18 protein-coding genes and 1 tRNA gene are annotated in these 22,362 nt (G+C 70.7%); 9 read left to right on the forward strand and 10 right to left on the reverse strand.

What is annotated here, in order from left to right:
- Positions 1-213 precede the first annotated feature (213 nt).
- Both LO931_RS13235 and LO931_RS13240 read right to left on the reverse strand, forming a co-directional pair.
- A complete protein-coding gene (locus tag LO931_RS13235; protein ID WP_229054190.1) occupies positions 214-1,533 on the reverse strand; it encodes an ABC transporter substrate-binding protein in 1,320 nt (439 codons plus the stop codon).
- A 161-nt stretch (positions 1,534-1,694) separates the two neighbouring features.
- Complete coding sequence (locus tag LO931_RS13240) at positions 1,695-2,303, reverse strand: ANTAR domain-containing response regulator (RefSeq protein ID WP_229054191.1); 609 nt, start codon at positions 2,301-2,303, stop codon at positions 1,695-1,697.
- A gap of 28 nt (positions 2,304-2,331) precedes the next feature.
- Here LO931_RS13240 and LO931_RS13245 point away from each other — a divergent pair.
- Positions 2,332-2,414, forward strand: a tRNA-Leu gene (locus LO931_RS13245).
- A 23-nt stretch (positions 2,415-2,437) separates the two neighbouring features.
- Here the strand turns inward: LO931_RS13245 and LO931_RS13250 are convergent.
- From LO931_RS13250 to gltB, 5 genes are all read right to left on the reverse strand, one after another.
- Positions 2,438-3,670: an MFS transporter gene (locus tag LO931_RS13250; RefSeq protein ID WP_229054192.1), complete on the reverse strand. Its 1,233-nt coding sequence runs from the start codon at positions 3,668-3,670 to the stop codon at positions 2,438-2,440.
- Entirely contained in the window at positions 3,667-5,022 is a 1,356-nt protein-coding gene (locus tag LO931_RS13255) for a GH1 family beta-glucosidase (RefSeq protein ID WP_229054193.1), read from the reverse strand. The genes LO931_RS13250 and LO931_RS13255 overlap by 4 nt, the downstream gene beginning before the upstream one ends.
- A 45-nt stretch (positions 5,023-5,067) precedes the next feature.
- Positions 5,068-6,519 carry a pyruvate kinase gene (gene pyk / locus LO931_RS13260; RefSeq protein ID WP_229054194.1) on the reverse strand — a complete coding sequence of 484 codons (1,452 nt, stop codon included), beginning with the start codon at positions 6,517-6,519 and terminating at the stop codon, positions 5,068-5,070.
- 156 nt (positions 6,520-6,675) lie between these two features.
- Complete coding sequence (locus LO931_RS13265; protein WP_229054195.1) at positions 6,676-8,139, reverse strand: glutamate synthase subunit beta; 1,464 nt, start codon at positions 8,137-8,139, stop codon at positions 6,676-6,678.
- Positions 8,132-12,670: a glutamate synthase large subunit gene (gene gltB, locus LO931_RS13270; RefSeq protein WP_229054196.1), complete on the reverse strand. Its 4,539-nt coding sequence runs from the start codon at positions 12,668-12,670 to the stop codon at positions 8,132-8,134. The genes LO931_RS13265 and gltB overlap by 8 nt, the downstream gene beginning before the upstream one ends.
- A 200-nt stretch (positions 12,671-12,870) precedes the next feature.
- On the opposite strand from gltB, the gene LO931_RS13275 reads away from it, so the two are divergent.
- The 5 genes from LO931_RS13275 (at position 12,871) to LO931_RS13295 (ending at position 16,829) form a co-directional block, all read left to right on the forward strand.
- A complete protein-coding gene (locus LO931_RS13275) occupies positions 12,871-13,659 on the forward strand; it encodes a septum formation family protein (RefSeq protein ID WP_229054197.1) in 789 nt (262 codons plus the stop codon).
- Positions 13,660-13,754: 95 nt separating this feature from the next.
- On the forward strand, positions 13,755-14,477 hold the full coding sequence (locus LO931_RS13280) for a septum formation family protein (RefSeq protein ID WP_229054198.1): 723 nt from the start codon (positions 13,755-13,757) through the stop codon (positions 14,475-14,477).
- Between the two features lie 98 nt (positions 14,478-14,575).
- Complete coding sequence (locus LO931_RS13285) at positions 14,576-15,262, forward strand: septum formation family protein (RefSeq protein WP_229054199.1); 687 nt, start codon at positions 14,576-14,578, stop codon at positions 15,260-15,262.
- A gap of 5 nt (positions 15,263-15,267) precedes the next feature.
- Positions 15,268-16,014, forward strand: coding sequence for a septum formation family protein (locus LO931_RS13290; RefSeq protein ID WP_229054200.1), 747 nt, complete (start codon positions 15,268-15,270; stop codon positions 16,012-16,014).
- Positions 16,011-16,829, forward strand: a complete 819-nt coding sequence (locus tag LO931_RS13295) for a DUF4190 domain-containing protein (protein WP_229054201.1) — start codon at positions 16,011-16,013, stop codon at positions 16,827-16,829. The genes LO931_RS13290 and LO931_RS13295 overlap by 4 nt, the downstream gene beginning before the upstream one ends.
- Positions 16,830-16,833: 4 nt before the next feature.
- Here the strand turns inward: LO931_RS13295 and hflX are convergent, their stop codons facing one another.
- Complete coding sequence (gene hflX, locus LO931_RS13300) at positions 16,834-18,252, reverse strand: GTPase HflX (protein ID WP_229054202.1); 1,419 nt, start codon at positions 18,250-18,252, stop codon at positions 16,834-16,836.
- On the reverse strand, positions 18,249-19,094 hold the full coding sequence (gene dapF / locus LO931_RS13305) for a diaminopimelate epimerase (protein ID WP_229054203.1): 846 nt from the start codon (positions 19,092-19,094) through the stop codon (positions 18,249-18,251). The genes hflX and dapF overlap by 4 nt, the downstream gene beginning before the upstream one ends.
- 113 nt (positions 19,095-19,207) lie before the next feature.
- Here dapF and LO931_RS13310 point away from each other — a divergent pair, with 113 nt between their 5' ends.
- Entirely contained in the window at positions 19,208-20,533 is a 1,326-nt protein-coding gene (locus LO931_RS13310; protein ID WP_229054204.1) for a sodium:proton antiporter, read from the forward strand.
- 7 nt (positions 20,534-20,540) lie between these two features.
- Here the strand turns inward: LO931_RS13310 and miaA are convergent, their stop codons facing one another.
- Positions 20,541-21,461, reverse strand: coding sequence for a tRNA (adenosine(37)-N6)-dimethylallyltransferase MiaA (gene miaA, locus LO931_RS13315; protein WP_229054205.1), 921 nt, complete (start codon positions 21,459-21,461; stop codon positions 20,541-20,543).
- A gap of 52 nt (positions 21,462-21,513) precedes the next feature.
- Here miaA and LO931_RS13320 point away from each other — a divergent pair, with 52 nt between their 5' ends.
- Positions 21,514-21,726, forward strand: coding sequence for an Rv0909 family putative TA system antitoxin (locus LO931_RS13320; protein WP_229054206.1), 213 nt, complete (start codon positions 21,514-21,516; stop codon positions 21,724-21,726).
- 26 nt (positions 21,727-21,752) lie between these two features.
- Positions 21,753-22,325: a hypothetical protein gene (locus LO931_RS13325; RefSeq protein WP_229054207.1), complete on the forward strand. Its 573-nt coding sequence runs from the start codon at positions 21,753-21,755 to the stop codon at positions 22,323-22,325.
- Positions 22,326-22,362 lie beyond the last annotated feature (37 nt).

The raw sequence follows: 22,362 nt of genomic DNA on the forward strand, positions 1-22,362 counted from the left end.
TCCTCGCCGCACCAGACGGCCCCCGCACCGCGTCGCTGACGTGGGCGGGGGCCTTCTGCTGTGCCGGAGCGGTGAGCGGTGAGCGGTGAGCGGTGAGCCAGCAACCCTCTGGCATCCCGATGAGGTTGCCTGCTCACCGCCCCACCCGAAAAGGCCGCAGGGCCCCGGACCGAAGTCCGAGGCCCTGCGGGTGGTGCTGGGTGATGCTGGTGATCAGCCGTCCGACGGATCCGGGATCTGACCCGAGATGAACTCCACCGGGCTGATGAAGTTCTGGTCGTCGTAGGCCCAGATGCCGATCGACGCGGCGGTCGGGCTACCGGTCGAGCCGAGCTCGATCGGACCGGAGACACCGTCGTAGTCGATGTCCTCACCGGCGGCGATCAGGTCGGCGCACTCCTGGAAGGTCGTGCACTTCGTGCCGTCCTTCGTGACGCCGGGCAGCTCCGCCGCGACCTTGTCGGCCGCGTCGGTCTCGGCCACGAGGGCCGCGAGCGCCGTGACGATCGTCGCGTCGTACGACTCCGCCGAGTAGGTGAAGTCGGTCAGCGCCGGGTCGATGCCCAGCAGGCGCTGACGGAACTCCGCCGGAGCCTCGGCACCGGGGATGGTGCCCTTGACGCCCACGAGCGAGCCCGCCGGGAGGAAGGTGTCCTCCGGGTCGGCCGGATCGTCGTTGTACTCGGCCGTGTTGCCGTCGACGAAGTACGTCGGGACGTCGGCCGGACCGACACCCGCAGCGGCGAGCGACGGGATGATGTCGACGGTCTCGTTGAACGCGATGACCACGACGGCGTCGGGCGAGGAGCCGGCGATGGCGTCGACCTGCGTGTCGTAGTTGTCGCTGCCCGAGCCGAAGAACTGCGCGTCGACCGAGAGCTTCGAGCCACCGGCCTCGAGGTTCTTCGAGACCTCCTCGGTCAGCGTGGTGCCGTACGGATCGTCGGTCGAGATGATCGCGACGTTCTGCTTGCCCTCCTGCAGGAGCAGGTTGGCGAGCACGGCGCCCTGGAGGATGTCCGACGGAGCGGTGCGGAAGTAGAGGTCCTCACCGTCGAAGGGGTCCTCGTCGAACGCGGTCGAGGTGTTGGCCGGCGAGAACTGGATGACGCCAGCGCCGAGGATCTTGTCGATCACGGTCTGCGACACGCCCGAGGACGCAGCGCCGATGATGGCGTCGACGTCGGCGTTGATGAGCTTGTCGGCCTCCTCCGGCGCGATGTTCGCGTCGCCGGGGCCGTTGCCGCCCGAGTCGCCCTCGACGTACTCGACGGGCTGGCCGAGCACACCTCCGGCGGCGTTGATCTCCTCGACGGCGAGCTTGACGCCCGCGATCTCCGGCGGGCCGAGGAAGGCCAGGTTGCCGGTCTTCGGGAGCAGGGAGCCGATGGTCAGGACACCATCGCTCTTGGACTCCACCGAGCCGCTGTCGTCGTTACCACCGTCGTCGTCGCTTCCGCCACACGCGGCGAGCACCAGGGCGCTCGTCGCGGCCACGGCAGCGAGACGGAACGTCTTCGTCCTGCGCGTCATCGATCCTCCGGGATTCTCAGTGGACGCACACCCCAGATCGCGGGCGTGCGGATTACGAGGAACCTAACCCGTTGGCGTGTCATTTGTGTGTCAGTCGCAAGGTCGTCACACGACGTAGCCAAGTTGTAACCAAACCGCTGGAACCCGCCCGCCTGGAGGCCTCAGCGGCTGAGTCCGGGGCCCTTCTCGATGACCTGATCGGCCACCTCCCGCATCGACAGCCGCAGGTCCATGGCCGACTTCTGGATCCAGCGGAACGACTCCGACTCGCTGATCCCGAACGACTCCTGCAGCACCGACTTGGCGCGCTCGACGGCCTTGCGCGTCTCGAGCCGGTCGGTGAGGTCGCCGACCTCGGCCTCGAGCGCCCTGGTCTCGGCGAAGCGGCTGCGTGCCATCTCGATCGCCGGCGCGAGGTCGGACTTCTGGAACGGCTTCACGAGGTAGGCCATGGCGCCCGCGTCGCGCGCGCGCTCGACGAGCTCGCGCTGGCTGAACGCGGTCAGCAGCACGACCGGCGCCAGGCGCTGCTCGGCGATGCGAGAGGCCGCCTCGATGCCGTCGAGCTTGGGCATCTTGATGTCCATGAGGACGACGTCGGGGCGGTGCTCGGTCACGAGGGCGACCGCCTGCTCGCCGTCCGAGGCCTCTCCGACGACGTCGTAGCCCTCCTCCGCGAGCATCTCGGCGAGGTCGAGGCGGATGAGCGCCTCGTCCTCGGCGATGACGACGCGGGTGGCCGGGGTCGAGGGCTCCTGGGCGCTGGTCACGTGAGAAGGTTATCGGGCTTCGCGAGAGGCCGACATGGCGGAATGGTAGACGCGATGGTCTCAAAAACCATTGTCCGAAAGGGCGTGCGGGTTCGAGTCCCGCTGTCGGCACCCGGTCCCCCGGACCTGCCGCCTCAGCGCACCGATCGGATCGGCTGCACGGAGGCCGCGGCCAGCAGGGCCGTGACGAGCACCAGCACGTACAGCGTCGGATAGCCCCAGACGTTGATGACGATGCCGCCGAGCGCCGCCGCCAGCACGTAGGGCAGCACGTTGGCCACGCCGATGATCCCGAGGTCCTTGCCCCGGTGCTCGGCCGACGGCAGAACCTGCGTCACGAGGGCCTGGTCGACGCTCGCGTAGGCGCCGTAGCCGAGCCCCAGCAGCACGGCTCCCACCGCGGCCGCCGGCATCGTCGGCGCGAACGCCAGCACCAGCCCGGCGGCTCCCTGGAGCACCGACGACAGCACGACGAGCCGCTTGCGCCGCATCGTGCGGTCCGACCACCGCCCTGCGGGCACCGCGACGGCAGCGGCCGAGAGGGCATAGAGCACGGTCAGCACGAGCAGAGCGGTGTCCGGATCGGAGGCTCCGACCTCGTCCTTCAGGTAGAAGAAGAGGTACACCTGCGCCAGGGCGTTGGAGAGCTGGATGCCGAAGCGTCCGACCCAGGCCCAGGCGAAGTCGGCATGACGCAGTGGGGCGACCAGCCCGTCGAGGACCTCGCGCACACCGGGACGCGGAGGACGTTCGCGCGCATCCAGCGCGGCGCTCCGGGAGCGCAGGGCGAACGGGACGGCCAGGGCCACGCAGGCCACGGCCACCACGGCGTACTGCAGCCGGACGCTGCCGGACGCGGCCACGGCGAGCGCGATCACGACCAGCGGGCCGACGCTGAGCGCGATGCCGTAGAAGGCCGAGACGTAGGCGCGCTGGGTCACCGGTACGTCGTCCGGCACCACGGCGAGCACCGCGGAGCCCGCGCTGGCGTACCCGACTGCCACGACCGACCAGCACAGGACGACCATGACGGGCGACGTCGCCCAGCCCTGGGCCGCGACGCCCACGGCCATCACCGCGACACCACCCACGATCCAGGGGTACCGGCGGCCGCGGCGGTGCGTCGTGCGGTCCGAGAGCACGCCGACCGCGATCGCCACGACGACCGTCACCGCGGCAGCCACCCCCGTGGCCCACGCCGTCAGCGTCACCTTCGCCGCGTCCGACGACGTGATCTGCTCCGCCTGCTCGGGCAGCACGACCTGGGCGATCGCGTAGTAGGCACCGAAGGTGCCCATCATCACGAGGGTCCACGGGGTCAGCCAGCGGCGGCCGACGTCCTGGGTGGGGGTCGTGGGCGTCGTCATCGCGACGACCTCACGTGCTCGGCGTACCAGTCGTAGGACGCGCGCGGGGTGCGGTCGAGGGTCTCGCGGTCGACGTGCACCAGACCGAACTTCTGGCGGTAGCCCTCGGCCCACTCGAAGTTGTCGATCAGGGTCCACACGACGTAGCCCCGCACGTCGACGCCCAGGGAGCGCGCGTCCTCGACCGCGTCGAGGTGACGGCGCAGGAAGTCGATGCGGCGGTCGTCCTGGATCCGGCCGTCCACCAGCGGATCGTCGAACGAGCAGCCGTTCTCGGTGATCACGACGGGCGGGAGGCTCGGGCCGTACCGCGTCCTCATCTGCACGAGCAGCTCGGTCAGGTCCTCCGGAGCGACCGGCCAGCCGAAGTCCGTCCGTTCTCCCGTCCAGCCGGGATGGACGTCGTGCACGGTGAACGGGAGCTCGTCCGGCATCGTGATGCCGTTGACGTCACCGCCCTGCCCCGTGTGGGCGCCGACGAAGGCTGGGCTGTAGTAGTTCACGCCGTACCAGTCGACGGGCGTGGAGATGACGGTCAGGTCGTCCTCGACGGGTCCGGGCATCAGGTCCGCGAATCCGTCCGGGTAGCGGCCGAGCAGCACCGGGTCGGCGAACAGGCGGTTGTTGAGCACGTCGTACAGGTCGGCCGCGGCCCGGTCGTCGTCGGACAGACCGGTGCTCCGCACCGTCTCGTGGCTCATCGCGATGCCCACCGACCGGGCCCCGGCGGCCCGGAGCGCCTGCACCGCCAGGCCGTGGCCGAGCAGCTGGTGGTGAGCCGACGGCAGGGCGTCGAACAGCAGCTGTCGGCCCGGGGCGTGGGTGCCGAGGGCGTAGCCCAGCATCGTGACCTCACGAGGCTCGTTGATCGTGATCCAGTGACCCACCCGGTCGCCCAGGTGGTCGGCCACCACCTCCACGTAGGCGGCGAACCGCTGGGCGGTGTCCCGCTCCAGCCAGCCACCCGACCGCTCGAGCTCGAGCGGGGTGTCCCAGTGGAACAGCGTCGGCAACGGCTCGACTCCTGACGCGAGGAGCGCGTCGACGAGCCGGTCGTAGAAGGCCAGGCCCGCGGACGATGCGGGACCGCGGCCACCCGGGACGACCCGGGGCCACGAGATCGAGAACCGGTACGCGTCGACCCCGAGACCGGCGATCAGCGCGACGTCCTCCTCGACGCGGCGCACGTGGTCGGTCGCCACGCTCGCGTCCGACCCGTCGGCGACGGCGCCGGGTCGACGGCAGAACTCGTCCCAGACGGACTCACCGCGCGGAGCGTCCGACGACGTCCCCTCGATCTGGAAGGCCGACGTGGCCACGCCCCACCAGAACCTGTCGGACGACGTCACCATGACCGACAGCGTCGGGCACGGACGGGGTCGCCGTCCAGGCTTTCGTCAGGCCTGGATGTCCTGGTACGCGGGCACGACCCGGTTGATCGCGTCTCCGATGCGGTGGATGCGCAGGGCGTTGGTCGAGCCGGGGATTCCGGGCGGGGCGCCGGCGACGACCACGACCTCCTCGCCCTCGGAGCACCGAGCGGCGTCGAGCAGCGCCTTGTCGACCTGCATGACCATCTCGTCGGTGTGCACGACCTCCTGCACCAGCAGCGTCTCGACGCCCCAGGTCAGGGCGAGCTGGTTGCGCACGATCTCGTGCGGCGTGAAGGCGAGCACCGGGATGTGCGAGCGGTAGCGCGCCATGCGGCGGGCCGAGCCGCCCGTCGTGGTGAACGCGACGAGGTAGCGAGCGTCGACCGACTCCGCGACCTGCTGGGCCGCCTTGCAGACGATGCCGGTGCGGGTGCGCGCCTGCCACGTGTAGGCGGCCATGCGCGGGAGGCCGTGGTCCTCGGTGGACTCGATGATGCGGGCCATCGTGCGCACCGTGTGGATGGGGTACTCCCCCACGCTGGTCTCGCCCGAGAGCATCACCGCGTCGGCGCCGTCGAGCACCGCGTTGGCGACGTCGGAGGCCTCGGCGCGCGTGGGGCGCGGCGAGGAGATCATCGACTCGAGCATCTGGGTCGCGACGATGACGGGCTTGGCGTTGCGCCGCGCCTTCTCGACGATGAGCTTCTGCACGATCGGGACGTCCTCGAGCGGCAGCTCGACGCCGAGGTCGCCACGGGCGACCATGAATCCGTCGAACGCGTCGACGATGTCGTCGAGCGCCTCGACGGCCTGGGGCTTCTCGATCTTGGCGATGATCGGGCGGTGGATGCCCTCCTCGGCCATGATGCGGCGGACATCCTCGGCGTCGCGTGCCGAGCGCACGAACGACAGGGCGATGAAGTCGACGCCGAGCCGCAGCGCGAAGCGCAGGTCGTCGATGTCCTTGGGCGACATCGCCGGCACGCTGACCGCGACGCCCGGGAGGTTCAGGCCCTTGTTGTTGCTGATGACGCCCGGGGTCTCGACGATCGTGTGGACCTCGGTCGAGTTGACCTCGAGGGCCCGCAGGCGCACGCGGCCGTCGTCGATCAGGATCTCGTCGCCGGGCGAGACGTCGCCCGGCAGGCCCTTGTAGGTCGTGGAGCAGCGCGTCTGGTCGCCGTCGACGTCGTCGATCGTGATCGTGAACCGGTCGCCGAGGCCCAGGTCGACCGGGCCGCCGGAGAACCGGCCGAGGCGGATCTTCGGACCCTGCAGGTCGGCGAGGACCGCGATGGCCTTGCCGGTCTGGGCGGCCGCGGCGCGGACGTGCTCGAGGTTGTCCTGGTGGTCGGACTGCTCGCCGTGACTCATGTTCAGGCGGGCGACGTCCATGCCCGCCTCGGCGAGCTGGAGGATTCGCTCCGCGGTGTTCACCGCGGGGCCGAGGGTGGCAACGATCTTGGCTCTACGCACCCCCCGAGCCTATCGACCCGCCCTCATTACCCGACAGTCACGACGCCCATGACCGCTCGCGAGAGACTTTGTTACCCCTCGCGAGAGACCTTGTCTGTGGACAGGAGACAACAAAGTCTCTCGTGACCACGAACAAGGTCTCTCGCGAGCGGTACGTCAGACGACGAGGGGGCGGGCGGTCGGCGGGATCGGGGACGGGAGCGTCGTGGACCCCTGCAGGTACGCGTCGACGCCGGCGGCAGCACCGCGGCCCTCCGCGATGGCCCACACGATGAGCGACTGACCCCGGCCGCAGTCACCGGCGACGAACACGCCAGGCACGCTCGACATGTAGTTCTTGTCGCGCTTGACGTTGCTGCGCTCGTCGAGCTCGACGCCGAGCTGGGCGACGACGCCCTCGGTCTCCGGGCCGGTGAAGCCCATCGCGAAGAGCACGAGCTGGGCCGGGATGACCCGCTCGGTGCCCTCGACCTCGGTGAACTTCCCGTCCACCATCTCGACCTCGCTGATGCGCAGGCCGCTGACCTGGCCGTCCTCGCCGATGAACTCCTTGGTGGAGACGGCGTACACGCGGTCGCCGCCCTCCTCGTGGGCGGAGGCGATGCGGTACGTCATCGGGTAGGTCGGCCACGGCTGGTTCTCGGGGCGGTCCTCGCCCGGCTGCGGCATGATCTCCAGGCTGGTGATGCTCTTGGCGCCCTGACGGATCGACGTGCCGAGGCAGTCCGCGCCGGTGTCGCCGCCGCCGATGATGACGACGTCCTTGCCGGTCGCCAGGATCTGGTTCTCGACCTCCTCGCCGAGCGCCGCGCGGTTGGCCTGCGGCAGGAAGTCCATCGCCTGGTGGATGCCGCCGAGCTCGCGCCCGGTGATCGGCAGGTCGCGGCGCACCGTGGCACCCGTGGCGATCACGACGGCGTCGTAGCGGTCCCGCAGCTGGCTGCCCGTGAGGGTGTCGCCGACCTGCACGCCCGTGCGGAACACGGTGCCCTCGCGCTGCATCTGCTGCACGCGACGGTCGACCTGCTCCTTCTCCATCTTGAACTCCGGGATGCCGTAACGGAGCAGTCCGCCGGGCTTGTCGTCGCGCTCGTACACCGCGACGGTGTGGCCGGCCCGCGTCAGCTGCTGCGCGGTCGCGAGCCCGGCGGGACCCGAACCGATCACGGCGACCGTGCGGCCCGTCAGGAACTCCGGCGGCTGGGGGCGCACGTTGTGCATCTCCCAGGCCTTGTCGATGATCGAGACCTCGACGTTCTTGATCGTGACCGGCTCCCGGTTGATGCCGACGACGCACGCCGTCTCACACGGTGCCGGGCACAGCCGGCCCGTGAACTCCGGGAAGTTGTTCGTGCGGTGGAGACGGTCGATCGCGTCGTCCCAGTCGTCACGCCAGACCAGGTCGTTCCACTCCGGGATCAGGTTGCCGAGCGGGCAGCCCTGGTGGCAGAACGGGATGCCGCAGTCCATGCACCGTCCCGCCTGCTCGGAGATGATCGGGAGCAGGGCCTTGCCGGGACCACCCGGGTAGACCTCGTTCCAGTCGTTGACCCGCTCCTCGACCGGACGACGTCCGGCCACCTCGCGCGGCGTGTTGATGAATCCCCGGGGATCAGCCATTCGCGGCCACCTCCATCATGCGTGCAGTCGTCTCGTCATCGGACAGCCCTTCGGCCTGGGCGGCGGCCTGCGCCTCGAGCACCTTGCGGAAGTTGACCGGCATGATCTCGACGAAGCGCTCGAGCGCCGCGGGCCAGTCGGCCAGCAGCTCCCCCGCGCGGGTCGAACCCGTCTCCTCCGCGTGCTTGCGCACCATCGCGTGCAGCTCCTCGGCGCTCTCCTCGGGCACCGCACGCGTCTCGACCATCTCGCGGTTCACGATGGACTCGTCCAGGTCGAGGACCCAGGCGATGCCGCCGCTCATGCCGGCCGCGATGTTGCGCCCGGTCGGGCCGAGGATCGCGACCCGTCCGCCGGTCATGTACTCGAGCGCGTGGTCGCCCACGCCCTCGACGACCGCACGGGCACCGGAGTTGCGCACGCAGAAGCGCTCGCCCACCCGGCCGCGCAGGAAGATCTCGCCGCCGGTCGCGCCGAAGCCGATCACGTTGCCGGCCACGATGTGCTCCTCGGCGACGAACGTCGCGTCACGCGGCGGGCGCACGACGAGGCGTCCGCCGGACAGGCCCTTGCCGACGTAGTCGTTGCCGTCCCCCTCGAGGCGCAGCGTGATGCCGCGCGGCACGAAGGCACCGAACGACTGACCGGCCGCACCCGTGAAGGTGATGTCGATCGTGTCGTCGGGCAGGCCCTCGCCCCGATAGCGCTTGGTGACCTCGTGACCGAGCATCGTGCCGGTCGTGCGGTTCACGTTGCGGATCTGGAGCTGGGCCCGGACGGGCTCGCCCTTCTCCAGCGCGTCGCCGCTGAGCGCGATGAGCTCTTGGTCGAGGGCGACGTCCAGACCGTGGTCCTGCGTCGTGATGCAGTGACGCGCGGCACCCTCGGGCAGCTCCGGCACGTGGAAGATCGGCGAGAGGTCGAGTCCCTGCGCCTTCCAGTGGTCGACCGCGCGCCGCGTGTCGAGCACCTCGGCGCGACCCACGGCCTCCTCGATCGTGCGGAAGCCGAGCTCGGCGAGGATCTCGCGCACCTCCTGCGCGATGAACTCGAAGAAGTTCACGACGTACTCGGCCTTGCCGGAGTACTTCTCGCGCAGCTGCTGGTTCTGCGTCGCGACGCCCACGGGGCAGGTGTCGAGGTGGCAGACGCGCATCATGATGCAGCCGCTGACGACGAGCGGGGCCGTCGCGAAGCCGAACTCCTCGGCACCCAGGAGGGCAGCGATGACGACGTCGCGCCCGGTCTTGAGCTGGCCGTCGCACTGCACGACGATGCGGTCGCGCAGCAGGTTGAGCAGCAGCGTCTGCTGGGTCTCGGCCAGGCCGAGCTCCCAGGGTCCGCCGGCGTGCTTGAGCGACGTCAGCGGCGAGGCGCCGGTGCCGCCGTCGTGGCCGGAGATCAGGACGACGTCGGCCTTGGCCTTCGAGACACCCGCCGCGACCGTGCCCACGCCGACCTCGGACACGAGCTTGACGTGCACGCGCGCGACCGGGTTGGCGTTCTTCAGGTCGTGGATGAGCTGCTTGAGGTCCTCGATCGAGTAGATGTCGTGGTGCGGCGGCGGGCTGATGAGGCCCACGCCGGGCGTGGAGTGGCGGGTCTTGGCGACCCACGGGTACACCTTCGGGCCGGGCAGCTGCCCGCCCTCGCCCGGCTTGGCACCCTGCGCCATCTTGATCTGGATGTCGTCGGCGTTCGTCAGGTACTCCGACGTGACGCCGAAGCGACCCGACGCGACCTGCTTGATCGACGAGCGACGCTCGGGGTCGTAGAGACGCTCCGGGTCCTCACCGCCCTCGCCCGTGTTGGACTTGCCGCCGAGGCGGTTCATCGCGATCGCGAGGGTCTCGTGCGCCTCCTGGCTGATCGAGCCGTAGCTCATCGCGCCGGTGGAGAAGCGCTTGACGATCTCGCTGATCGGCTCGACCTCGTCGATCGGGATCGACGGGCGCTCGCCGTCCTTGAACGCGAACAGGCCGCGCAGCGTCATGAGGCGCTCCGACTGGTCGTCGACGCGGGCCGTGTACTGCTTGAAGACGTCGTAGCGACCGGTGCGGGTCGAGTGCTGCAGGCGGAAGACCGTCTCGGGGTCGAAGAGGTGCTCCGGGCCCTCACGACGCCACTGGTACTCGCCGCCCACCTCGAGCTGGCGGGGACCGACGATGCCCGAGGTCGGGTACGCGACGGCGTGACGCGCCGCGACCTCGGCCGCGAGCACGTCCAGACCGACGCCGCCGAGCTTGCTCGACGTGCCGGTGAAGTAGGCGTCGACGACAGCCTGCGAGAGGCCGATGCACTCGAAGATCTGGGCGCCGGTGTAGGACGAGACGGTCGAGACACCCATCTTGCTCATGACCTTGAGCACGCCCTTGCCGAGGCCGTACGCGACGTTGCGCGCGGCCTTGCTCGGCTCGACGCCCTCGACGAACACACCCTCGCGGGCCAGGTCCTCGGCGGTCTCGAGCGCCAGGTACGGGTTGACCGCCGTGGCGCCGAAGCCGATGAGCAGTGCGACGTGGTGCACCTCGCGGACGTCACCGGTCTCGACGATCAGGCCGGCCTGGGTGCGCAGCTTCTCGCGCACCATGTGGTGGTGCACGGCGCCGGTGAGCAGCAGGGACGGGATCGGGGCGAGATCGGCGTTCGAGTGCCGGTCCGACAGCACGATGATGCGTGCGCCGTCGGCGACCGCGGCGGAGACGTCCGCGCAGATCTCGTCGAGCTTGGCCTTGAGCGCCTCGCCGCCACCGGCGACGTCGTAGAGCCCGCGCACGACGTGCACGCTGAACCCCGGCATGTCGCCGTCCTTGTTCATGTGCCGGATCTTGGCGAGCTCGTCGTTGTCGATGACCGGGAACGGCAGCTGCAGCATGCGGCAGCTCGCCGGGCTCGGGTCGAGGAGGTTCTTCTCCGGGCCCATGGTGCCGGCCAGCGAGGTGACGATCTCCTCGCGGATCGAGTCGAGCGGCGGGTTGGTGACCTGCGCGAACAGCTGGCTGAAGTAGTCGAACAGCTGGCGCGGGCGGTCCGAGATCGCCGCGATGGGCGTGTCGGTGCCCATCGAGCCGATCGCCTCGGCACCCGTGCGGGCGATGGGCGCGACGAGCTTGCGCACCTCCTCCTCGGTGTAGCCGAAGACCTGCTGGCGGCGGGTCACGGAGGCGTGCGTGTGCACGATGTGCTCGAGGTCGGGCAGGTCCTCGAAGCGGACCAGGCCCGAGTAGAGCCACTCGTCGTAGGGGTGCTCGGAGGCGAGCTGTCCCTTGATCTCGTCATCCTCGATGATGCGGTGCTCGTCGAGGTCGAGCAGGAACATCTTGCCCGGCTCGAGGCGGCCCTTGCGGACGATCGTGGACTGGTCGAGGTCGAGCACGCCGGCCTCGGAGGCCAGCACGACGAGACCGTCGTCGGTCACCCAGAAGCGGCCCGGACGCAGGCCGTTGCGGTCCAGGACCGCGCCGATCTGCGTGCCGTCGGTGAACGAGACGCACGCGGGACCGTCCCACGCCTCCATGATCGAGGAGTGGAACTCGTAGAACGCCCGACGGGCGGGGTCCATGACGGTGTCGTTCTCCCAGGCCTCCGGGATCATCATCATGACCGCGTGCGGCAGCGTGCGGCCGCCGAGGTGCAGGAGCTCGAGCACCTCGTCGAGCGACGCGGTGTCGCTGCCGTGGGGGTCGCAGATCGGGAACAGGCGCGAGATGTCGCCGGGGATCTTGTCGCTGGCGAGGAGCGCCTCGCGCGCCCGCATCCAGTTGCGGTTGCCCCGGGCGGTGTTGATCTCGCCGTTGTGCGCGACGAAGCGGAACGGGTGGGCGAGCGGCCAGCTGGGGAACGTGTTGGTCGAGAACCGGCTGTGCACGATCGCGAGGGCCGACTCCATGCGCTCGTCGAGCAGGTCGGGGTAGAACGCGTCGAGCTGCTCGGTCGTGAGCATGCCCTTGTAGACGAACGTGCGGGCCGACAGCGACGGGAAGTACACGTCGTTCTCGTGCTCGGCGCGCTTGCGCAGGCCGTACGTGTGGCGGTCGAGCTCGATGCCCTCGAGCGAGCCGTCGGGAGAGGTCACGAAGAGGGTCGAGAAGCTCGGCATCGCCCCGAGCGCCATCGATCCCAGGATCGACGGGTCGACCGGCACGTCGCGCCAGCCCAGGACGGTCAGGCCCTCGTCGGAGGCGAGCGCCTCGATCGCGGTCTTGGCCTGCGAGGCGGCCTCGGCGTCGGCGGGCAGGTACGCGATGCCGGCGGCGTAGCGGCCCTGCTCGGGCAGCTCGAAGTCGGCGACGCCGCGCAGGAAGCGGTCCGGGACCTGCAGGAGGATGCCCGCACCGTCGCCCGTGTCGGGCTCACCGCCCACCGCACCGCGGTGGTCGAGGTTGCGCAGCGCCGTCAGACCCTTGGCGACGATGTCGTTCGAGGCGACACCGGTCAGCGTGGCCACGAAGGCGACGCCACAGGCGTCGTGCTCCTGGGCCGGGTCGTACAGACCCTGGGCGGCGGGAAGGCTGGAGTACAAGGCGCTCACGAGGGATCCCCTTCAGCGTCGTCAACAGGTCGTGCATGGTCCGTGGACGACATTGGCCGCGGCAGCAGTCCATCATGACATGTCGCCGACACACGGACGAATCAGGCTCGCCTCACCTGCAGCGAGGCCGCCGACGGTGAACCCCTGCCGACCTACCCTGTCGAAAGTCCTTGATTCGTCCTTCCCTTCCAGGAATCGCCATGAGCACGATCCCCCCGCCGAACCCCTTCGCCCCCGCCGGCCAGACCTCGGTCGTCACGCCTCCGCCGCCGCCTGCTCCGGCCGGCGGACCGACGCCCGGCGCTCCGGGACCCACGCCTGCACCGCTCTCGCGACGTGAGCTCATGGCGCAGCTCTCGTCGTCGCGGCAGAAGGCCGGCTGGGCGCTGGGCATCGCGATCACCGGCATCGGCGGGACCGTGTCGCTCGTGCTGGCGCTCATCGTGCTGTGCGGACCGCGCGACGGTCTGCGCCGGGGCCGCGGCATGGCCTGGGCGTCCCTGGTCGTCCTCGTCGCGTGGAGCGCGTTCTCGGTGTGGGCGTACTTCGTGGTCGTGCAGAACACCGGCATCGAGCGCAACGCCGACGGGGAGATCACCCGCGGCGGGGAGGTCGATCCGACGGAACTTCGGACCGGCGACTGCGTCTCGGAGGACTTCGAGGCCGCTGCGGACACAGCCGCTGACGACGTCGTGGACATCAGCACGCTGACCGTCGTGCCCTGCGACGAGCTCCACAACGCCCAGATCATCCACACCGAGGAGCTCGCGGCCGGTCCGTACCCCGGGCTCGAGGCCATGTTCCAGCGCGGCGAGGAGATCTGCCTGGCGCAGTTCCAGCCGTGGGTGGGCACGCCGTACGACGCCTCCAACCTCGCCGTCGCCCCGATCGTCCCGTACGAGGAGGACTGGTCGCGCAGCCGCGACGTCACCTGCATCGCGGTCTCCCAGGACGAGGTCGTCGGCACGTTCCAGGGCAGCAACGCGTAGGCACTCCCTCGGGAACGGCCAGTTCGACGTCGCCCGACCCCCTGCGGCTCTACGCTGTCGGCAACCTGTGAGGGAGATGTCGGAGGGAGACGTCCATGGGTGAGATACCCCCGATCCCCAGCGGATCCGCCGGCTTCTCGCTGCCGAAGTACCCGGACCTGCCGGAGAACTGGAGCCAGCGGCCCGCCGGGCCCGTCCGTCCACCGGACGACCGCAGCGAGGGCACGGCCACAGCCGCCCTCGTGCTCGCGCTGATCCCGTCAGTCCTGACGAACGTGATCGGCTTCTGCCTGGCCATCTCGGTGCTGAACAAGCCGTACGGCGGGCGTTTCAACGGCCGCGGCAAGGCCGTCGCCGCCCTCGTCATCGCACCGATCTGGCTGATCATCACGGTGTTCCTCCTCGTGCTGCCCTCGTTGGTCGAGCCCGACCGCGGCGACGACGGAGCCGTCATCGACGAGGGCAGGATCTCGACGTTCGACCTGCGGGTCGGGGACTGCCTCGAGCAGATGGGCCCCGAGGGCGAGCAGGCCTTCGTCGACGTCGTGCCGTGCGACGAACCGCACCAGGCCGAGGTCTACCACCGCTTCGAGCTCCCGGACACGCCGTGGCCCGGCGAGGAGGAAATCCTCCGGTTCGCCGACGGCGGGTGTGCCTCGTCGTTCACCACGTGGTCCGGCAGTGCGATCGAGACGACGATTCTGGAGGGCTTCTACTACTACCCCATTCGCAGCAGCTGGAGCACCGACCGCTTCATCACCTGCGTCGTCTCCTCCCCCGAGCCCACGACCGGCACCCTCGAGGGCAGCGGTCGGTGACGTGATGACGACGACCTTCGCCATTCGCGTCCTCGGTGGTCCCGTCTCGTCATAGCCTGTCCGCGACCTGTGGAGCTGGCGAGGGAGAGGACCGTCGGATGTCGAGCACCCCTGGCTTCTACGACGACCCGGAACGGTCGCGCAGGTGGGCCACCTGGGCTCTCGGCCTCGCCGTCGTCCCGGTCGTCGGAGCCGCCGCAGCAGCCGTGCTCGCGGGACTCGTCCTCTCCGGCCCGCGCGACGAGCAGGAGCGTGGTCGTCGCCGTGCCGGCATCGCGATCGGCGTCGCCGTCGGCGGTACGGCAGCCCTCGTGGTGGCGCTCGGCATCGTCCTGGTGGTGTCGGCTCCCGGGCCGCGCACCGTCGACGCCAGCTCGCTGTACCGACCGGGCACGGCGACGGTGGTCGCCGGCCCCGGGACGCACGGCGAGATCCTGCTCGAGGACCTCGTCCCCGGCGACTGCCTGGACGAGGACCTCGATGCCGTCGGCTTCCAGCGTCTGCTGACGGTCGTGGGGTGCGAGGTGCCGCACCTGGCTCAGGTGGCGCACGTGGAGGACCTCCCCGAAGGCGCCTACCCGGGTGAGGGTCCGACCGAGGACATGACCGACGCGCTGTGCCTCGCGGCGTACGGGCCCTGGGTCGGTCGCGCCTGGGAGGACTCGACCCTCGGGCTCTTCTACTACTTCCCCACGGCCGAGAGCTGGGAGTTCGACCGCTCCGTGACCTGCATCGTCACCGTCGAATCGCCGACCACCGGCACCCTGCAGGGCAGCGGACGGTGAGCGACATGACGGACCACCACGACCCCTTCGGGCCCGGGCAGCCGAGCTCGGCGGCGAGCGAGCACCTGCCGCTCGGCGCCACCGCCACCGATCCGGCGTTCTCGCGCCGACAGTCCCGCGTCGCCCTCATCCTCTCCGTGGTCCCGCTGCTCGTGACGCAGGTCGCGGCGATCACGCTGTCGGTCCTCGTGCTGGCCGAGCGCGACCGCCACGATCGGCAACGGCCGCTCGCCGGGGCCGCCCTCGGGATCTCGACGGTCTGGATCGTCGCGATGGTCGTGGCGCTGCTCGTCCTGAGCTTCGCGGGTGACGACGGCCCCGACGACGAGAGGCCGCGGCTCGGTGCCACCTGGAACGAGGACGGCACCCTCGACCGGTCCGGACGAGCCCGCCTCGACCAGGTGCGTGTCGGCGACTGCTTCGACCCCGACGGCCCCGTCGACGCCGTGACGGGAACGCCCGACGGCGTCCTGCTCCGCGCGTGCGACGCGGCGCACGACAACGAGGCGTACCACGCGTTCGTGCTGGCCGACGGCCCCTACCCGGCCCAGGAGGAGCTGCTCCGCCGCGCTCGGGGCGGCTGTCAGGCCGCGTTCGGCGGGTGGGTCGGCATCGCCTACGAGGACTCCGCACTGCTGTACGACTTCTTCGTCCCGACCGAGTCCGGCTGGCCGGCCGACCGTGTCGTGACCTGCTACATCACCGATCTCGGGGGCTCCGCGCCCGCCACGACCCAAGGAAGTGCCCGATGACCGTCGGTCCGCCGTCCGACCCCTCCAGCCCCGATCCGTACGGCGCGCCGCAGCAGCCGCAGTACCCCGGCCAGCTGCCGCCCCAGCAGTCCTCTCCGGCGCAGCCCTACGGCTACCCGCCGCAGCCCGGCTACCCCCAGGGCCCCTACGGCTATCCCCAGGCTCCGTACGGCACTCCCCCGGACCCGGACGCTGCCGGGAAGTCCCGCACCAAGGCCGTGTGGGCGCTGGTGCTCGCGATCCTGCCGTGCTGCCTGACGCAGATCGCGTCGGTCGTGCTGGCGCTCATCGTCCTGGTCGGCCCTCGTGACGGCCAGAGCCGCGGCCGCGGGATGGCGTGGTCGTCGCTCGTCATCGTGCTGCTCTGGATCGTCGGCGTCGTCGTCGCGGTGGTCGTCGGCATCACCTCCATCCCGGCCGAGCGCGACAGCCAGGGCAACGTCATCTCCGGCGGCGAGCAGCTTCCCGAGAGCGTCCGGGTGGGTGACTGCCTCGACGAGGACGTCTCCGAGCCGAGCGCCAAGGGCATCAGCGTGACCGTCATCCCCTGCGACGAGCCGCACCCGGGAGAGGTCTACGACGAGATCGAGATCGAGTCGATCTCCTACCCCGGCGAGGCCGACATCCGCCAGACCGCCGAGGCCGGCTGCGCCGAGCGGTTCGAGGCGTTCGTCGGCACCCCGCTGGAGTCCTCGGAGCTCGACGTCAGCTACTTCTACCCGACCCGGGACAACTGGGACTACGACGGCATGATCCGCTGCATCGTCGTACCCCCGGAGGACGTCACCGGGACGCTCGAGGGCAGCGGGCGCTAGTCGCTCAGACCGTGTAGGCGGCCAGCTCGTGCGCGAGCTGCTCGCCCACGCGGGCCACGACGTGCGTGCCGTCCGCCTCGTGGTCGAGCGACTCGATGTCGCCCGAGAGGTGGATCTGGTTCAGGAGGTCGCCGCGGTCGTACGGCAGCACCGCGGTGACCAGCACTGCGGGGCGCGGCAGGTCGGCCTCGATCGCGCCGAGCAGCTCGTCGATGCCCTCGCCGGTGCGCGCGCTCACGACCACGGCGTGCGGCTCGCGGGTCAGCAGACGAGCGAGGGTGACCGGGTCGGCGAGGTCGGCCTTGTTGACCACCACGATCTCCGGGACCTGGATCGCCTCGATGTCCGCGAACACCTCGCGCACGGCGGCCAGCTGACCCTCGGGGTCCGGGTGCGACCCGTCGACGACGTGCAGCACGAGGTCGGCGTCGCCGACCTCCTCCAGGGTCGAGCGGAACGCCTCGACGAGCTGGTGCGGCAGGTGCCGGACGAAGCCGACGGTGTCGGAGAGCGTGTAGACGCGGCCGTCGGAGGTCTCGGTGCGGCGGGTGGTCGGGTCGAGGGTCGCGAACAGCGCGTCCTCGACCAGCACGCCGGCACCGGTGAGCCGGTTGAGCAGGCTCGACTTGCCGGCGTTGGTGTAGCCCGCGATCGCGACGGACGGGATCTCGTGGCGACGACGGTTGGCCTTCTTCGTGTCGCGGGTGGTCGTCAGGTGGGCGAGCTCGCGGCGCAGCTTGGCCATCTTGGCCTGGATGCGTCGACGGTCGGTCTCGAGCTTGGTCTCACCGGGTCCGCGTCCGCCGATGCCCTCGCCGCCGGCGGCCCGGCCACCGGCCTGGCGGGAGAGGTTTCCACCCCAGCCGCGCAGACGCTGGGTCTGGTACTGCAGCTGCGCCAGCTCGACCTGCGCCTTGCCCTCGGCGCTCTTCGCGTGCTGCGCGAAGATGTCGAGGATCAGCGCCACGCGATCGACGACCTTGACCTTGACGCGGTCCTCGAGGTTGCGCAGCTGGCTCGGGGCGAGCTCGCCGTCGCAGATCACGGTGTCGGCGCCGGTGGCCTCCACGATCTCGTGGAGCTCGGCGACCTTGCCGCTGCCGATGTAGGTGGCCGGGTCAGGGCGCGAGCGCCGCTGGATGATCGCGTCGAGGATCTCCGAGCCCGCGGTCTCGGCCAGGAGCTTGAGCTCGGCGAGCGAGTTCTCGGCGTCCTCGGCACTGCCCTCGGTCCAGACACCGACGAGGACGACCCGCTCCAGGCGCAGCTGGCGATACTCGACCTCGGTGATGTCCTCCAGCTCGGTGCGGAGGCTGGCGACGCGGCGAAGCGCCTGGCGCTCGGAGAGCTCCAGACCGATCTCCTCGGGGGCGGTGCTGCTGGCGTCGGTGCTGCTGGTGTCGGTGGTGCTGGCCTCGCTCATGCGCGCCACTCCATCTGGCCCGAGGCGACGATCACCGCAGGTCCCTCGAGCACGAGGTGGTCGTCGGCGGTCCACTCGACGTGGAGCGTGCCGCCGGGCACGTCCACCCGGTAGCGGACGGGCGCACCGTCGCTCGGCGTGGCTCCGTCGGCCAGGGCGGTGGCGATGCCGACGGCGCAGGCACCCGTGCCGCAGGACCGGGTCTCGCCCGAGCCCCGCTCGTGCACGCGCATGCCGACGTGGCGGTCTCCGCGTCGCTCGACGAACTCGATGTTGACTCCTTCGGGGTAGACGCCGGCGTCGAAGCCCGGCTCGTCGATCAGGGTGCCGGCGTCTGCGACCGACTCGACGAAGGCCACCGCGTGGGGGTTGCCGGTGTGGACCTCGCGCGCCTTCCAGGCGTGCGAGCCCACGGTTACCTCGGAGACGTCGCCGACCTGGAACAACCCCATGTCGACACGCAGCTCGTCGCCGGCCTGCGTGACGACCTTGACGCCGTCGCGCGTGCCGACCCGGATCGGGGCGTCGGCGTCGACGAGGCCGGACTCGACGAGGTAGCGGGCGAAGACCCGCACCCCGTTGCCGCACATCTCGCTGATCGAGCCGTCGGCGTTGCGGTAGTCCATGAACCACTCGGCCCCAGCGACGTCGAGCGACGGATCGAGCTCGAGCGCCTCGGTGCGCACGACGCGCATGACTCCGTCGGCACCGAGCCCGCGGCGACGGTGGCACAGGGCGGCCACGAAGTCGGCGTCGAGCGTGCCGTGGACCCGGCCGTCAGGGTCGGGCAGGAGCACGAAGTCGTTCTCCGTGCCGTGCCCCTTGAGCCAGGTGAAGTCCATCCCCCCAGTCTAGGTCCGACGTCCAGCGTCGGGTTTCGCGGGAACCAGGGAGGGAACTCCCTCTGGGCGCCGTGGCTCCTGCTCGTCGCACCCGCGACGCACCGGACAGGGCCATGACCCCCGAACATCTTGTCAACGCCGACTTCGTCTACCTGCTGGCCGGCATCTCGCTCCTCCTCGCCGTGGTGCTCCCCTATGCGTTGAGCTCGGCGGCGCTGTCGGCGCCGGTCGTGCTGCTCGGCCTGGGAGTGCTGGCGGGGCTTCTACCCCTACCTCCGGAGGTGCTCCTCACGCCGGCCGGTGATCGCGCGTTCATCGAGCACCTCACCGAGTTCACCGTGATCGTGTCGCTGATGGGCGTCGGCCTGGCGCTCGACCGCCCGCTCAGCCTGCGGTCCTGGGCGTCCTGGCGCCGGTGGGGCACGACGTGGCGCCTGCTGCTCCTGGCGATGCCGCTCTCGATCGCCGCGACGGCGTGGCTCGGCTGGTGGGTGCTCGGCCTCGCACCGGCCTCCGCCCTCCTGCTCGGGGCGGTGCTCGCCCCGACCGACCCGGTGCTGGCCTCCGACGTCCAGGTCGCGGGTCCCACGACGGACGACGGCGACGAGGACACCGTGGACGAGCGCGACGAGGTCCGGTTCGCGCTGACGTCCGAAGCGGGGCTCAACGACGCCCTGGCCTTCCCGTTCGTCTACCTGGCGATCCTCGCCGTCAGTGCCGAGTCCGCGCTGGACGGCGGCGTGACGTGGTTCGCCTGGGACCTCGTGGGCCGCATCGCGGTCGGTGGCGTCATCGGCGTCCTCACGGGGTGGGCACTGGCACGAGCGGCGTTCCGGTCGCGCGTGCGGTCCGTGCGCACGGCCGAGACGGGCGAACCGCTGCTGGTCCTCGCCGCCGTCCTCCTCTCCTACGGGATCGCGGAGGTCGCCCAGGGATACGGCTTCCTGGCCGTGTTCGCGTGCGCCATGACCCTGCGATCGATGGACCGCACGGCCGACTACCACGCCGTGATGCACGGGGTCGTCGAGCGCCTCGAGCGGCTGCTCACGCTGGTCGTCCTGCTGCTGCTGGGCGTCGCGATCTCCGGAGGCCTGCTGACCTCCCTGAGCTGGCGAGGAGCCCTCCTCGGGGTCGGGCTCGTCCTGCTCGTCCGTCCCCTCACCTCGTGGCTCGCCCTCCGTGTCGGGTCGCGACCTCGTGACCGGGTGGGCGACCACCACCTCACTCCGCGGGAGCGATGGGTCACGGCCTTCTTCGGCATCCGCGGCATCGGCTCGATCTACTACCTGGCCTATGCGACCGGGCAGGAGGACTTCGCCGGCGCCGACACCGTGTGGTCGACCGTGGCCTTCGTGATCGCCGTGTCGGTCGTCGTGCACGGCGTGTCCGCGACCCCCGCCATGGCCTGGCTGGAGGGCCGTCGGGAGCACCAGACCTGATCGCTCGCTAGCGGACGGGGTGCCCGATCGCCACGAGGGCCTGCTCGACCAGGTCGGGCGCGTCGTGGGGCAGCCACGTCACGCGGGGGTCCTGCCCGAAGAGGCGCAGCTGCTTGCGGGCGAAGCGCTGGGTGCCGAGGACGGTACGAGCGCGGGCCTCGGCCTCGTCGATCTCGCCGCCGAGGTGCGCCAACACCTCGGCATAGCCGAGCGCTCGCGACGCCGTGGGCGCGTCCGCGAGCCCCCGCGCAGCCAGACCGCGCACCTCCTGGACCAGACCGGCGTCCCACATGGCGTCGACCCGCGCCGCCAGCCGTGCGTCGAGGACCTCGCGATCGGCCGTCAGCCCGACGACCACCACCGGGCCGATGACCGAGGCGTGCGGCGGCATCGTCGCGCGGAACGGCTGACCGGTCAGCTCCACGACCTCCAGCGCCCGCACGATGCGGCGCCCGTTCGAGGGGAGGATCTGCGCCGCCGCCGCGGGATCGACGGCCGCCAGCTCGCGGTGCAGCGCCGGGGCGCCGATCTCCTCGAGCCGGGCCGCCCAGCGGGCGCGGACCTCCGGCTCGGTGCCCGGGAAGTCGAGGTCGTCGAGGACGGCCCTGACGTACAACGACGACCCGCCGACCACGACCGGCGTGACGCCACGGGCGCGGCAGTCGGCCACGATCTCGCGGGCCGCCACCTGGAACTGCGCCACCGACGCCGACTCGTGGAGGTCGAGCACGTCGACCAGGTGGTGCGGGACGCCACGTCGCTCGTGCAGGGGCACCGTGGCCGTGCCGATGTCGAGGTCGCGGTAGAGCTGGTACGCGTCGGTGCTGACGACCTCGCCGCCCAGGCGCAGGGCCAGCTCGATCGCGAGGTCCGACTTCCCGACCCCGGTCGGCCCGACGACGACCACCACGAGATCGTCCGGCGTCATGCGGCCAGTGTCCCACTACGCTCGGAGGCACCAACCACCCCAGGAGGTCATGATGGGTCTGCTCGACAAGCTCAAGAAGAACGCCCCGCAGCTCAAGGAGAAGGCCGCTGACCTCGCCGAGCAGCACGGCGACAAGATCGACGACGCGATCGACAAGGCCGCTGACGCCGCCGACAAGGCCACCAAGGGCAAGCACGCCGCGAAGATCGACCAGGCCGCCGACAAGGCCAAGGGGGCCGTCGACAAGCTCGGCGAACCGAAGTAGCGGTCCGCACGTGGAAGGATGACCGCGTGGTCGAACCCCTTCCGCCGTACCCGCCGCATCACGACGCCTGGCGCTACCCGCCTCCTCCGGTCTCGCGGCACTGGCTCTGGGTCGCGATCGGCGGCGGGGTCGTGGCCCTCGTGGCGATCATCGCGTTCTTCACGAGCCTGGTGGTGACGTCCGCCTCGGACCTCCCGGCCTCGGTCGACGATCCCGAGATCCTCGACGCGATCGACTCCGGCTGCTCCACGCTCGACCAGGTCAGGACGATCGACGTCGACAGCCTCGACATCGACCGGGTCGCCCGCATCGAGGCCCAGACCACGATCGTGCGCGACGTGCTGGCCGGATGGCTCGAGCTCGACGCCGACCTGCGGGCCTCCGACGAGCCGTTCGACGACTGGCTCGACGACTGGCAGCGCATCGTCGACGCCCGCGACGCCTACGTCGTCGACCTCCAGGGCAACCCCGACGCGACGTTCGACGAGCCCGAGGTCGACGGGGAGCCGATCGTCGACCGCATGGACGCGGTCATGACCGGGTGCAGCGTCCCCATCACGCTGCTGAGCCCCGACGCGGGGATCGCGGCCCGCACCTGATCCGAGGCTCGCACCGCCTCTGACCTGCACGTCTGTG

The sequence above is a fragment of the Aeromicrobium sp. Leaf350 genome (assembly GCF_916858655.1).
GTDB lineage: Bacteria > Actinomycetota > Actinomycetes > Propionibacteriales > Nocardioidaceae > Aeromicrobium.

Excerpts from the sequence above, each read along its gene's own strand:
- LO931_RS13320 (WP_229054206.1), top strand. The coding sequence starts at position 21,514 with ATGGGTCTGCTCGACAAGCTCAAGAAGAACGCCCCGCAGCTCAAGGAG.
- LO931_RS13255 (WP_229054193.1), bottom strand. The coding sequence starts at position 5,022 with ATGGTGACGTCGTCCGACAGGTTCTGGTGGGGCGTGGCCACGTCGGCC.
- LO931_RS13235 (WP_229054190.1), bottom strand. The coding sequence starts at position 1,533 with ATGACGCGCAGGACGAAGACGTTCCGTCTCGCTGCCGTGGCCGCGACG.
- LO931_RS13295 (WP_229054201.1), top strand. The coding sequence starts at position 16,011 with ATGACCGTCGGTCCGCCGTCCGACCCCTCCAGCCCCGATCCGTACGGC.
- LO931_RS13285 (WP_229054199.1), top strand. The coding sequence starts at position 14,576 with ATGTCGAGCACCCCTGGCTTCTACGACGACCCGGAACGGTCGCGCAGG.
- LO931_RS13265 (WP_229054195.1), bottom strand. The coding sequence starts at position 8,139 with ATGGCTGATCCCCGGGGATTCATCAACACGCCGCGCGAGGTGGCCGGA.
- LO931_RS13290 (WP_229054200.1), top strand. The coding sequence starts at position 15,268 with ATGACGGACCACCACGACCCCTTCGGGCCCGGGCAGCCGAGCTCGGCG.
- hflX (WP_229054202.1), bottom strand. The coding sequence starts at position 18,252 with ATGAGCGAGGCCAGCACCACCGACACCAGCAGCACCGACGCCAGCAGC.
- LO931_RS13280 (WP_229054198.1), top strand. The coding sequence starts at position 13,755 with ATGGGTGAGATACCCCCGATCCCCAGCGGATCCGCCGGCTTCTCGCTG.
- LO931_RS13310 (WP_229054204.1), top strand. The coding sequence starts at position 19,208 with ATGACCCCCGAACATCTTGTCAACGCCGACTTCGTCTACCTGCTGGCC.
- dapF (WP_229054203.1), bottom strand. The coding sequence starts at position 19,094 with ATGGACTTCACCTGGCTCAAGGGGCACGGCACGGAGAACGACTTCGTG.
- LO931_RS13275 (WP_229054197.1), top strand. The coding sequence starts at position 12,871 with ATGAGCACGATCCCCCCGCCGAACCCCTTCGCCCCCGCCGGCCAGACC.
- miaA (WP_229054205.1), bottom strand. The coding sequence starts at position 21,461 with ATGACGCCGGACGATCTCGTGGTGGTCGTCGTCGGGCCGACCGGGGTC.
- LO931_RS13250 (WP_229054192.1), bottom strand. The coding sequence starts at position 3,670 with ATGACGACGCCCACGACCCCCACCCAGGACGTCGGCCGCCGCTGGCTG.